The sequence below is a fragment of the Mucilaginibacter hurinus genome, from assembly GCF_003324525.1.
In the GTDB taxonomy this organism is placed as follows: Bacteria; Bacteroidota; Bacteroidia; order Sphingobacteriales; family Sphingobacteriaceae; genus Mucilaginibacter; species Mucilaginibacter hurinus.
Genome location: NZ_QGDC01000010.1, coordinates 75,620 through 89,175, shown reverse-complemented (window position 1 = coordinate 89,175; position 13,556 = coordinate 75,620). Strand labels below are relative to the sequence as shown.

At 42.7% G+C, this 13,556-nt stretch carries 9 protein-coding genes and 1 tRNA gene; 6 read left to right on the top strand and 4 right to left on the bottom strand.

Features of this window, described 5'->3' with window-relative positions:
* Window positions 1-288: 288 nt before the first annotated feature.
* From DJ568_RS16145 to DJ568_RS16135, 3 genes are all read right to left on the bottom strand, one after another.
* A tRNA-Val gene (locus DJ568_RS16145) sits at window positions 289-363 on the bottom strand.
* A gap of 141 nt (window positions 364-504) precedes the next feature.
* Window positions 505-1,218 (bottom strand): hypothetical protein, encoded by a 714-nt coding sequence (locus tag DJ568_RS16140; protein WP_114006339.1) that lies wholly within the window; start codon window positions 1,216-1,218, stop codon window positions 505-507.
* Window positions 1,215-1,970, bottom strand: a complete 756-nt coding sequence (locus DJ568_RS16135; RefSeq protein WP_114006338.1) for a carbonic anhydrase — start codon at window positions 1,968-1,970, stop codon at window positions 1,215-1,217. The genes DJ568_RS16140 and DJ568_RS16135 overlap by 4 nt, the downstream gene beginning before the upstream one ends.
* A 259-nt stretch (window positions 1,971-2,229) precedes the next feature.
* Here DJ568_RS16135 and DJ568_RS16130 point away from each other — a divergent pair, with 259 nt between their 5' ends.
* From DJ568_RS16130 to DJ568_RS16105, 6 genes are all read left to right on the top strand, one after another.
* A complete protein-coding gene (locus DJ568_RS16130; RefSeq protein ID WP_114006337.1) occupies window positions 2,230-3,360 on the top strand; it encodes a DUF5005 domain-containing protein in 1,131 nt (376 codons plus the stop codon).
* 23 nt (window positions 3,361-3,383) lie between these two features.
* Complete coding sequence (locus DJ568_RS16125; protein ID WP_114006336.1) at window positions 3,384-3,965, top strand: RNA polymerase sigma factor; 582 nt, start codon at window positions 3,384-3,386, stop codon at window positions 3,963-3,965.
* A gap of 94 nt (window positions 3,966-4,059) precedes the next feature.
* Window positions 4,060-5,076, top strand: coding sequence for a FecR family protein (locus DJ568_RS16120; RefSeq protein ID WP_114006335.1), 1,017 nt, complete (start codon window positions 4,060-4,062; stop codon window positions 5,074-5,076).
* A gap of 4 nt (window positions 5,077-5,080) precedes the next feature.
* Complete coding sequence (locus tag DJ568_RS16115; protein ID WP_114006334.1) at window positions 5,081-9,286, top strand: carboxypeptidase-like regulatory domain-containing protein; 4,206 nt, start codon at window positions 5,081-5,083, stop codon at window positions 9,284-9,286.
* 68 nt (window positions 9,287-9,354) lie between these two features.
* Complete coding sequence (locus DJ568_RS16110) at window positions 9,355-12,012, top strand: carboxypeptidase-like regulatory domain-containing protein (protein ID WP_114006333.1); 2,658 nt, start codon at window positions 9,355-9,357, stop codon at window positions 12,010-12,012.
* 387 nt (window positions 12,013-12,399) lie between these two features.
* Window positions 12,400-12,645 (top strand): hypothetical protein, encoded by a 246-nt coding sequence (locus tag DJ568_RS16105; RefSeq protein ID WP_114006332.1) that lies wholly within the window; start codon window positions 12,400-12,402, stop codon window positions 12,643-12,645.
* Window positions 12,646-12,705: 60 nt separating this feature from the next.
* Here DJ568_RS16105 and recO read toward each other — a convergent pair whose 3' ends face one another.
* Complete coding sequence (recO, locus tag DJ568_RS16100) at window positions 12,706-13,437, bottom strand: DNA repair protein RecO (RefSeq protein WP_114006331.1); 732 nt, start codon at window positions 13,435-13,437, stop codon at window positions 12,706-12,708.
* Between the last annotated feature and the right edge of the window lie 119 nt (window positions 13,438-13,556).

The following is a 13,556-nucleotide window of genomic DNA, read 5'->3' as shown; positions in this document are numbered from 1 at the left end:
AATTTTTAGCAAAAATTTTTGACGGTAACCCACGGGAAGGGGTGGTAGGGGGTAGCTGGGGGCTACTGGGGGATACCTCCGGCATGCCGGGGAGTAAGGTAAACTTAAACTTTGCCTTGATAATTCCGGTAAATTTCGTATATTGTATACAATTAATCAAATCAATAACCCGGTTTGGTTGCTGTAAAATTTGCAAACATTTGCAAGCGATTTGCAACACGTTTACAGAATGGTAAAGTTAAAAGCAACAAAAAAGCCCTTAGAATTTAATCTAAAGGCTTTATTTCGTGGGAGCAACAGGATTCGAACCTGTGACCCTCTGCTTGTAAGGCAGATGCTCTGAACCAGCTGAGCTATGCTCCCTTCCTTTTGGGTCTGCAAATATAGAAGCTTTGTGTAATTGTTCAAAAAATAATTTGCAATAATTTTACAGCCAGCGGTAAATGCTTGTTTATAAAAAAGTTAATTTTTAGTCAGGGTGCTTTTTGTTGTTATTAATACTGCCTATTTGCTGCCAAATCTGTATTGGAATCCTAGCCCGGCATTAAAAGTTCCATAGTTAACTTTGTCATCCAATACTTGTTTGCCCATTATACCGGATAGTTTATACCCTGCATACTGGTAACCTGCGTCAATAAGCACCGCAAAGCGTTTATTAATCATCAGCGATGGGCGAACGTGTAATGCATAATAAAATGCGCCGCTGCCGCCAGCCTTGTAGGTGTAGGTGGTATGTGGCTCGGTATCTGCAATTACAGTGATTTCAGGCGTTTGCAACTGCGAGTAACCGATCAGCGGTGAGAGCCTGACAAAAAAAGAATTGCCAAAATTCCAGTCGTAATAAATACCTGCACCAGCGTTGGTGATATTAAAAGCACCTGTTTCCACTGTCAATGCTACGGCATTAGGATCGGTATGCAGCAATCTCTCTGCCATGCCCTTACTGTTTGCCGACAGAACGTTGTGCTGGATATTCACAACACCTCCCCATCTTTTGCCTAAAGGGAACATCCCCGATGCCTGCACATAATATCCTTTATCAGCTTCGGTAAAAAGTGAGCCGCCGTTACTGCTTTTGGCCTTGCTAAACCCGCCTGATACAGATGCCGAAAATCCCCGGGATTGCGCATTTGCTGTTAGGGTAAAAAGGCAAATACTTACCACAGCCGTTATACATTTTGTGTGGTATCCACTGTTGAAATATAATCTCCCTATCATAACTTTTCCAGGATTATCCGGTTATTAAGCGGTTGTACAGGGCGGGCATTATTGTGGTGATGTGAGGCAAAATCCTCAATTTGATCGCGGCTGGCTTGAATGTGCTCTTTAAATATAATAAATTGTACCGAAGCCGAACAAGGCGGCGTTGTTAAGGAACCGAAATAGGTATAGTACGCCTGGTTGGCGGGCTGGAATGAAGCAAGGTCTATCTGCACACTCGGAAAATCCCTTTCTTTGTTCACTTCATCAGGGACGTGGCTCAAGGCCTGTTCAAGCAATTCATTTTCGGCACCTTCGTCTATCATATAAGCTAACACCAGCAGGTTGCCTGCGTTGTCGCGATGTACGCAATGTAACTCCATCTGCGATGCCGAGTTATTGATTTTATGTTCGCTTGCATGATGAAAATGAAGCTGTACAAAGTTGTATTTTGTGTTGTTATAAAGTATTGATGACTCCTGGTTGGATGCATTTACCTGTATAGTATGCCCGTTATCTACAATTTTGAGCGGAAACGGCGCGTAATCAAATTCAATACCTGACAGGCCGCCGCTGGTAAGCACCTTGGCTGTCTCTACATTGATAGGCGACTGCGAGTTACCGCCGCATTGTTTATAGCCTATATCCTGCCAGTTAGGATTTTCATATTCCCAATGTGCGGCTTCTTTAGTTACGGTAATGGTTTTTTTGCACGAGCCGATGGTAAGTGCAATAAAAGCGGTTAAAAGCAACCTAAATAAAATGTTCATATTGTGTATGGTTTAGTATCCGGGGGCCAAATTTACATTTTTCTCCGGTTAAATGTCCATACATTTTGTACAAGGAGTGCTATGATGATAAGCGCTGAGGTACTATAAGAATTGGGGGCGGCGATATACTATCACTGTTTATCCCTGGTGCTAGTTGAAACTGTAATGGTGTACGTTATAACGTTATTGATACATTCATTTTTTCGTGTATTGATGCATGTTTTATTAAATTGCCCCTTCTTTTAAACCAAATCATATAATGAGAAGTATAATCCGCGCAGCCTGCTTTTTTATTGGTTTAACAATTTTTGCCAGTGCTTGTAAAAAAGCCGGTATTGAGCCTGTAGATGCTAGTCTACCGAATGAACCAGTATCGGCAGCGAATGTGAACCCGCCCAAACCCGATCTAAAAAACTACAATCCCGATCCGCAACCTGATTTAACTTTTCAGGGATATTTTACCCGTTCGAGCGGCTGGAACAGCGGCGACGGTGCGCAATCCATTTTGCTGCCAGACGGACGTACTGTATGGCTGTTTGGCGATTCATATGTGGGTGATGTAACCCCCGACCGGAAACGTATACAAAACAGTAAACTGGCATTTATTAATAACGCGGTAATGATACAGGAAGGAAGCAACTTCACTTCTCGCTATGGCGGTACCGAAACAAAACCTAAGGCTTTACTTATACCCGCGGCGCCAAATCATTTTTACTGGACAAGGCACGGGTTTGTTGATGGCAAACGGCTGTACATCACCCTAATGGAGCTTTATAAAACAAAAATTAACGGTAAAGAGGAACTAATACACCATGCCGACAGGGCCGCGGTAATTTCATTGCCCGACCTTAAATTTATAAAATTGATAAATATACCTTACCGCAATAAAATAAGCTATGGCGACAGGGCGTTTGCTGATGGTGGTTACAACTATATTTTCGGCAGTTGGAGCGATGGCTGGAGTACTAAACTTTATATGGCCCGCGCCCGATTTGGTCGTGCCGAACAACCTTGGGAATTCTTTGCCGGCGGAACCAATTGGATAAAGGACATGGATAAAGCCGTGCCACTAAACATTGCTAAACACGTTACTTTACCAACTGTAATAAAAAGAAATAGCCGGTATTATCTTATTACCCAGCGCAACTTTTACTCAAAAGACATCCTGATGTTCAGGGCTGATAAGCCCGAGGGACCGTACACCGATGAAGTAAAATTATATACCACACCCGGAGACATCCACACCTACCTGGCATTTGGCCACCCGCAGTTTACGGGTAATGATAACCGTTTACTTATAGGGTACTCCTTAGGGGGAGATATATTTAAATCGTATCAAAACGTGGATATATGCGTGCCTAAATTTATCAGAGTTACTTTGCCTGAATAATTATATACGCCGGTAGAAGTTAAATGGCCGAGATAAATGATAACCGCCAAAGTTGGGAAAGCCTTAAAAAAGGAAATAGTGAGGCGCTTGCCGCTATTTACCGGCGTTTTGATGACGATCTTTTAAACTATGCCTTTGCGCTAAGCCGCGATAAGGATATGGCGAAAGACTGCGTGCAGGAGCTTTTTTTAAATTTATGGGCCCAGCGTAAAAATCTTACAACCCCTGTTTCAACAAAGGCTTACCTTATTGTTTCACTACGCAACATCGTTATAAGCCGTTTAACTGCAGAGAAGAGACGGTTGGGCATGCACCTGTTATTTAATGGGGAGCAGAATAATGCCGAAGCTGATGTACTGAATAGCAGCATAACAGAAGAAGAGGAAAAAAGTCGTAATAATTGGCTTTATAAAAACCTGGGCGCGCTTACTAAACGGCAGCAGGAAGTAATTCACCTGCGTTTTATCCAGGAGTTGGATTACAACCAAATAGCCGAAATTACGGGCCTTAATTACCAGGGTGCCCGTAACCTTTTATATAAAGCGCTGCAGGCGCTTCGCAAACAAATATTGGTGCCGGCGCTGGCATATTTGCTGGTTTCCTGAACCTGTATCTGCAAAAAATTTAAAAAAAATAGCAAAAAAAAGGTTACAAAAGTTATTTACACTGCTCTATGTGTAAAATAGCTTTATAGCCTTTATGAAAGATCACCGTAACTGCCAGTGTGAAGATTTTGCAGCTGACGAACGCTTTATAAGTTGGGTTAAACACCCGAATGAAGAGTCAAACCAATATTGGCATGAATATCTTATAAATCATCCCCTGACGGCAGACGCCATTAATGAAGCCCGCGAACTGGTGCTGCGGCTATCTCAAAAACAGCATTTTTCAACAACTGAAAGGGATTTACTATGGGAAAATATTAACGATTTGTTACCTAAACCACAAAGACGGTTAGCGGCGATACCTGCATTACGTTATGCGGCTGCCGCTTGCCTGCTTATCTTTATGCTATCTGTCGCTATATCAGCCGGGTGGTATTTTTTTTACAAGGATGTAACCGTTCGATCTGGTTATGCGCACAAACAGACGATTATTTTACCCGACGGATCAAAGGTTATATTAAATGCCAACTCAAAGTTGACCTACCCGCGGCAGTTTAGCACAACCAGTGTGCGCGAGGTTTGGATAGAGGGCGAGGCCTATTTTGATATAAAGCACCTGAACAATGATATCAACAAGGTAAAAAGTCATGAACGCTTTGTTGTACATACAAGCAACTCGGATGTTGAAGTGCTTGGAACGAGCTTTACTGTTTTGCACCGCCGCAACGATATTAAGGTAGCCCTGATAGAAGGTAGTATACAATTAAAATTGGACAAGGTGCCTGGTAAACTCCGTATGGTACCCGGGGAGTCGGTTGAATATGGATCTAATACAGGAGAATATAAAAAGGGTAATGACCAAACAGCGGTAGCCGTTGCATGGCTGCAAAATAAGATAGTACTTACAAATACGCCACTTACAGAGCTTGCACAAAAAGTGAAAGACATCTATGGCATAGATGTAAAGATTGAAGGCGGAGCTCTTAATAATGAAAGAATAACAGGTGAACTGCCTTCAAATAATTTGGCCCTGTTGATAGAAGCACTGCGCCAGGCATTAAATGTTAACGTGGTAAAGGATGGAAATAAGATAACAATCAAAGCTTTATAATCTAATGAAGCATTTCTACAAAGGCTTGATTTTATTTGCCCTGGTACTTGTGGTTTCGCTTAGCCTGAATTTAAAGGCTCAAAACATACCACCGGACTTACGGCAAGACCCCGTATCAAAAACTGATAGTATTCCTTTACACGCTGCCTTAGATAGTATTAAAAAGCTTTATAAAGTCTCTCTTCTCTTTGTTCAACAATATATTAACGACAAATATGCGTCGGCAGAATTTGATCGAAAACAACCACTTGAGCAGTTGTTGGACCAAGTACTGTCGCCCCAAAATCTGAGTTACAAAAAGATTTCTGAAAATTATTACAGCATATTCCGGGGTGATGCGGTAAAAGTAAATACCACACATCGGCGGGGCACATTCTCTATTTCAGGGGTAGTTAAAGGCGAGAATGGTGAAAAAATGCCGGGTACCATCGTGTTCGTCAGCGGATCTAAATATATCACCGCGGCCGATGCCAACGGCGTATACAGGCTGGATGGTTTAACATCAGGTAATTATGAGCTTGCAGCCAAAATGATAGGGTATGAAAATTTCAGGCAAACTGTTAACGTTAATCAAAAGTCCGTCCTGGTTAACATAACTCTTAGGGTCAGCGCTACTTTGCTGGACGAGGTGGTGATAGTTTCACAGGTAAACCGCCAAAAATATCTAGAGACCTTTACAAAGTATTTTATTGGGCAATCAGCCAATGCATCGAAATGCAGTATTTTAAATCCCGATGTGTTAAACTTCAGGTATCAAAAGAGCGATAATACACTGCATGCGTCTGCCGATGACTTCTTACTTATAGAGAACAGAGGACTTGGTTACAGACTAAAATATTTGCTTAATAAATTTGAGTTTAACTACAATACGGAGCTTTTATATTACAACGGTTCGCCATACTTTGAAGAACTTATTGGTACCGGGAAGCAAATAGCGAAGTGGAAGCAAAACCGTGACGTGGCTTTTAATGGTTCTGTCAGACATTTTTTCAGGTCGGTATTTAATAATACTTTAAAGGAAGAGGGGTATGCAGTGTATGAATCAAAAGACCGTGACAAGGAAAAGCGAGCATCCATATCTGACATTTACTCACTGTGGGATATCAGTCGTGTGAATAATGATTTTGTATATGTTAAGCCTAAGGCAAAGTTATATGTTTTGTTCGGAAGGGAGGACTCAGGTACTTATGATCCAAAGGCCGCTTTTGGTCAGTCATCTATGCTTAAGCCCCTGCAAGATAGTGTGCTGATAGACAGGAACGGTTCCTTTGCAAGTAAGGGGTTTTTATTTAACGGTTACTGGTCGTGGGAAAACGTAGCAGAAATGGTTCCGGTTGATTATAAGATGGATCATGAACAACCAACGCACTCGGGAACCATAGCTTTTCAGAACTCAGTCGGTTCGCCAGCCATGAAGTTGATAACCGCGATTGACAGTTTTGCTGTACGTATGCCATCAGAGAAGGTATATCTACATATAGACAAACCCTATTATACCAATACAGACACGATCTGGCTGAAGTCGTACGTGCTGAACGGCAGCCTGGGCGGGTCAGAACAAAGCGGTTTACTATACGCCGAGCTGGTAAATGATACAGGGAGGGTAGTTCTGCGGCAAAGCATGCCGGTGTTGATGGGCATAAGCTGGGGTCAGATAGCGCTCGACAGTGTCGGGGTGCCGGAGGGCAGTTACACACTCCGCGCCTATACCAACTGGATGCAGAACCAGGGAGAGGAAAGCTTTTTTACCCGCCAGTTATACATAAGTAAAACTGATGCAGGCAGCTGGCTGGTAAAGGCGGGGAGCAAAACAGATATCAGGAATGGTAAAGAGAACACAGAAGTAGCGCTGCAATTGCTGGGGCAGGATGGCGGCCCGGTGCGCCTGCAGGACCTGGAGCTAAAACTAAGGGACGGCAACAAAACGCGGCTTCGCGAGAAAATGCAGACGGATATAGAAGGCAAGCTCCGTTTTAACTTTGATGTACCGGCAAAAGCCGGCCGGCTGAAGCTGGTAGCCGAAGACAAAAGTGGAAAGCGAATCGTGTTTCCGCTTAACCTAAACCGTGATGAAAATGCCGACGTACAGTTTATGCCCGAAGGGGGCAGCCTTGTAGCCGGCCTCACCTCGAAAGTAGGCTTTAAGGCCATCGGGGAAGACGGCAGGGGAATAAATGTAAGCGGCGTAATAACCGATAGCAAAGGCAACGAGGTGGCCGCTTTTAAAAATGGCTATAAGGGGATGGGTTATTTTGTGTTAACCCCTGCCGAAAATGAATCATATATGGCCAGGGTAAAGCTGCCAAAAGGCCAAATCAAAAGCTACCCGCTACCCCCTGTTAAACCATCAGGCATGGTATTGACAGTAAATAATGTGCCGGGGCGGGACAGTGTCATCTTATCAGTGCAAGCCACCCCGGTTGTATTGGGCAGTTATTCACTCATTGGCCAAAGTGGTGGTAAAGTTTATTATGCTTCGACAGTAAGCTTTAAGCCGGGAACACATATGATAAATGGCAGGATAGCAAAAAGTAAATTCCCCACAGGCGTAGCCAGGTTTACATTGTTTGGCAACACCAACCAGGCTGTTGCAGAGCGGATAGTATTTATTGATCACCACGACCGGCTGCAGATCAGCATAGATACCGACAAGCAGCATTACCAGCCTAACGACAGTGTAAGTTTGGCAATAAAAGTAACCGACCATTATAACAACCCGGTGCAGGGCAGCTTTTCATTAGCAGTAACGGACGACAGCCAGGTGAAGGCGGATAGCACCAATGTGCCTGACATCAGCAGCTACATGCTTTTGCAAAGTGAATTAAAAGGGGATATAGAAGAGCCGGGCTATTACTTCACTAACCCGAATGCTGAAACAGCATTGCAGCTGGACAATCTTATGCTAACACAAGGCTGGGTAGGGTATGACTGGAAAGATGTATTTGCCCCAACTAACCCGCCAAAGTACAGGGCCGAAAAGGAAATAGAAGTGAGCGGGATAGTTAAAAGACTTAACAAGCCCCAGCCCGGATTACAGGTAAGCGTTTTTACACCTAAAATGCCGATTTTTTTTCGTGATACGCTTACAAACAATCAAGGCCAGTTTAGTTTCAACGGTTTACCTAAGCTGGATACGCCCGCTTACCTGGTAAAGGTTAAAGATAAAAGAGGTAAATTATTTGAATCGGTTATTGAAATGAATGAATTTACACCTCCCAGTTTAAAAAAAATTCCCTACGCAGATGTCATGCCTTGGTACATAAACAGCGATACAGTTATGCGTAACCACAACAGGCTGAATGTAATCCGGGATAAAAACGCACGAATAATACAGGCACCGGGAGCAACAGCATTAAAAGAGGTGGTTATCAAGGCAAAAAAGATAGTAAGAAATTCAAAAAATTTAAACGGCCCGGGTAATGCCGATCAGGTACTTGATGAGGAAGACATCATAAAATCAGGAAAAATTAGCCTCATTGAATTACTTAGCAAAAGAATAAAAGGCTTTGGATCAAGGGTGTTACCCACCGATCCCAGAAAAGATCCATCTGTTAAATATTACAGTATATATCAAAACCAGGTTAAGTTTGTTTTTGACGGGGAGGAACTTGATCTGAGGTTTGAGCCTTTAGAACGGAATAGGTTTAGGGATTTTGAGCATTTTGCTTTTGTTCAGTCTGCCCTTTCACCTTACAATTCTGCTGATATAAAAGGTATTGAAGTGCTTTATAGTGATAGCTACACCAGCAAATATAAAATGGCTTATGAACCTGATGCGATGATTACGCCAAGTTATGAGCATCTGTCGTCGGGTTCATCTATCAGAGGCAACCTTAATAATTGCATTTACTGTACACCGCCGCGTTATGGGCCTCTGGTATATGTCGAAATCACTACATGGTCAGGCGCGGGATTAGCGCATCACCGTACGAGTGGTGTTAGTACCTACCGTCCGTTACCTGTTAACTGGCCCAAACAATTCTACAGGCCGAAATATGCCTCAATAGCTAATTCACTCTTCAACCTGCGCTCAACTGTGCATTGGCAGCCAGATATTTTTACAGATGCGGAAGGCAAGGCCATGGTGTCCTTTTACACCAAAAGTAAAAAAGCTTCTTATACCCTTATCCTTCAAGGCGCTAACCTGAACGGTAATATTGGAGATCATAAGAAGAGAATAATAGTAACAAACAACACAAGATCGAAATGAGCCGGATGGTTAGATATCTGTTAATTTCAGTCCAGTTGTTCCTGTGCTGTAAATCTTATGGACAAAATGTGAAAGAGCTTGTGGGTAAAATTGACAGTTTTGCTGTACGTATGCCATCAGAGAAATTATATCTTCATATAGACAAACCCTATTATACCAATACAGACACGATCTGGCTGAAGTCGTACCTGCTGAACGGCAGCCTGGGCGGGTCAGAACAAAGCGGCTTGCTGTATGCCGAGCTGGTAAATGATACGGGGAGGGTAGTTCTGCGGCAAAGCATGCCGGTTTTGATGGGCATAAGCTGGGGTCAGATAGCGCTGGATAGTATCCAGGTAACCGAGGGCAGTTATACACTCCGCGCCTATACCAACTGGATGCAGAACCAGGGAGAGGAAAGCTTTTTTACCCGCCAGTTATACATAAGTAAAACTGATGCAGGCAGCTGGCTGGTAAAGGCGGGGAGCAAAACAGATATCAGGAATGGCAAAGAAAACACAGAAGTAGCGCTGCAATTGCTGGGGCAGGATGGCGACCCGGTGCGCCTGCAGGACCTGGAGCTAAAACTAAGGGACGGCAACAAAACGCGGCTTCGCGAGAAAATGCAGACGGATATAGAAGGCAAGCTCCGTTTTAACTTTGATGTACCGGCAAAAGCCGGCCGGCTGAAGCTGGTAGCCGAAGACAAAAGTGGAAAGCGAATCGTGTTTCCGCTTAACCTAAACCGTGATGAAAATGCCGACGTACAGTTTATGCCCGAAGGGGGCAGCCTTGTAGCCGGCCTCACCTCGAAAATAGGCTTTAAGGCCATCGGGGAAGACGGCAGGGGAATAAATGTAAGCGGCGTAATAACCGATAGCAAAGGCAACGAGGTGGCCGCTTTTAAAAATGGCTATAAGGGGATGGGTTATTTTGTGTTAACCCCTGCTGAAAATGAATCATATATGGCCAGGGTAAAGCTGCCAAAAGGCCAAATCAAAAGCTACCCGCTACCCCCTGTTAAACCATCAGGCATGGTATTGACAGTAAACAATGTGCCGGGGCGCGACAGTGTCATCTTATCAGTGCAAGCCACCCCGGTTGTATTGGGCAGTTATTCACTCATTGGCCAAAGTGGTGGTAAAGTTTATTATGCTTCGACAGTAAGCTTTAAGCCGGGAACACATATGATAAATGGCAGGATAGCCAAAAATAAATTCCCCACAGGCGTAGCCCGGTTTACATTGTTTGGCAACACCAACCAGGCTGTTGCAGAGCGGATAGTATTTATTGATCACCACGACCGGCTGCAGATCAGCATAGATACCGACAAGCAGCATTACCAGCCTAACGACAGTGTAAGTTTGGCAATAAAGGTAACCGACCAATATAACAACCCGGTGCAGGGCAGCTTTTCATTAGCAGTAACGGACGACAGCCAGGTGAAGGCGGATAGCACCAATGTGCCTGACATCAGCAGCTACATGCTTTTGCAAAGTGAATTAAAAGGGGATATAGAAGAGCCGGGCTATTTCTTCACTAACCCGAATGCTGAAACAGCATTGCAGCTGGACAATCTTATGCTAACACAAGGCTGGGTAGGTTATAGTTGGCAAGATGTATTTGCCCCAACTAACCCGCCAAAGTACAGGGCCGAAAAGGAAATAGAAGTGACCGGAACTATTACAAAAATATCTGGTACGCCCTTGGCCGGATTACAGGTAAGCTTACTATCGACAAGGAAACCTTTACTATTCATGCAAACGGTAACCAGCAAGGACGGGCGGTTTAAATTTAGCAACCTGCCTCGTATTGATACAGGTTCTTTTTTAGTGCAATTGAAAGATAGTAAGTGGCGGATAATGGAACCCAGGATCAATGTGGACGAATTTATTCCGGCGAGTACCAGGGGTATTTCTGCTTTCAGTCTTACCCCATGGTATATAAATACCGATGATATAGTGCTCAATTTTACTCAACAAAGCCTGGCATCGCAAAAACAGTTAGAAAGGCTGATGATTCCTGCAGGCACCGCTCTTGCTGAAGTATTGATAAAAGGCAGGAAAAAAATAAAGGGATCCCGGTTTTTCGCCGGCGTCGGCGCTGAACCGGATTTGGTGCTTGACGAGAAAGATATGTTAACCGCTGGAAAAAAAAATCTTGAAGATGTGATGAAGGATCATATTAAAGGTTTTAACCCTAAAATGTTTCCATGCAGCAAACCTGTAGTATATCGTTATATGGTAGGCTGTTGCCCTGCGATGATTCGGATTGACGGCATGTCGCTTGATTCGGCATATGTACCGCCATCCAGTTTTAACAGTAGCGACTTTTTTGGTTTTCAGCAAAGTTACCTTCAAACCATTACAGCGGAAGATGTACGTGGTGTAGAAGTTCGTACCGCGCATGCAGCTACCTATTGCTACACCATTATAGAAATTACTACCTGGAGTAAAAAAGGTGTGTACATAAAGCGAATGCATGGCCAATATCTGTACCGCCCCTTACCTTTGTCCTGGCCAAAGGAATTCTATAAACCAAAGTATGGCGTTAATACCAATTCACTTTTTGATTATAGTTCAACATTGCATTGGCAGCCGGACATTGTCACAGATGAGGCTGGAAAAGCACGTGTTTTCTTTAAAGCAAAAAGTAAAAAAGGGTTTTACAGTATCATACTACAGGGAGGTGATATAAAGGCAAGTACTGGCTGTATCAGGAAAAAATTAAGCGTTTTTATGCAATAATAACCGCATATTTTAAAATACCAGCATAAATGCTTCATTAAGGGTAAAAAACGGCCGTAAAACTATGCAACAAAATCAATTTTGGTTAATTCAGTGACAAAACAGTCGAATTCAGGTTTTTTTTGAAAAATTTTATGTTAAAAAAGGTTAAAAAATTCGTGTTTTAAAAACCTGTGTCATATATTTGTATCATATAATTTATCGTCCTAAAACAACTCGTTCTTTATGATAAATTTTATGAGGTCAGTTAATATAAAAAAGAGGAAGTTGCTGCTTTCTCTTTTTTTATAGCCAATAATTTTGCGTGTTTAAACACCGAATAAAATTTTCTCTGGTTCAGAAACATATATCCTTTACAAAGTGTTATAAATTTAAAACACTTGAACCATGATAGAATCTGGAAATATATCACCTGCAGAAAAAGACGGACGTTATGAATTTAGAATTTACTATTCAGAACAAGAGCGCCTTTGCCGGGTTGAAAAAGAGCAAAATACGCTCCACGTGAGCATCGACAATGGTACGGAGGCCAAGTTTCAAATAAACAATGACGGTACCGTACAACAAATTGACGGAACGCCTTTACCTGAATCCATTGTTGAATATATCAAAAAACACATTTTAGAACACTAATGCTAACAAAGCACCTGGAGGGGAGTTGTCAGGCTCTCGCTCCGGATGCTTATTTTAGTATCAGCGAGGGTTGAGCACCTCTTCCAAAACCTCGTGCGAACGAATATTACCGAAGCCCTCTATATGTAAAGCATAATAATCTAACAGCTTATTTAAAAGATATCGTCGCTCATCATTAGGCAAAACAATTTCATCTGGTTCGTTGAAGTTAAACTGCAGTAACCTATAAAAGTTTTGAGTATGTGGTGGTGACAGTATCAGGGGGCTGTCGGGTTTAAACAGACTGAAAACTCCATTTTTCATGTCGAAATAAGGGGCGTCCTTCGCCTGTATCCTATCAGGATAGAAACCAAGATATCGCGTAAGCTTTAATAAAAATAGCAGGTGGAAATTTGCCAGTCCATTAACCTGGTGATCAAGCCATTCTATTGAACTAAAGATATAATCAAAAAGATGTTCGTCTGGTGATTGCTGTTTTACAGCTTTGTGTAGTACTTCGTTTAAAAAAATGGCGATGCTGCTTTTTATGATATCATATGGTATTGATAGCAGTATAGGTGAATTTTTAAGCTCGGCTATACGCTGCACGCCTCCTGTATGTTTATGGTATACCACCATGTCAACCAAGTGCAACGGCTGCAGCATATTTGCAGAAATTTTGGCCCGTGGTTTTTTTACACCGTTTATGATGTATGATTGTAAGCCGAATTTTTCCGTAAATATTTGTACAACAACGCTGCTTTCGCTGTAGTTGGTAGTTTTAAATATAATTCCACGGGTTTTGTGCAGCATAGTTTATAAAAAATCATACTCCGGTAAAAGTATAGTAAGCCTGGTGAAAATTACAAACACTGCTAATAACTACCACCTGCCCTTACACCATCCATTTACCCGGCGCTGCAAAAATATAC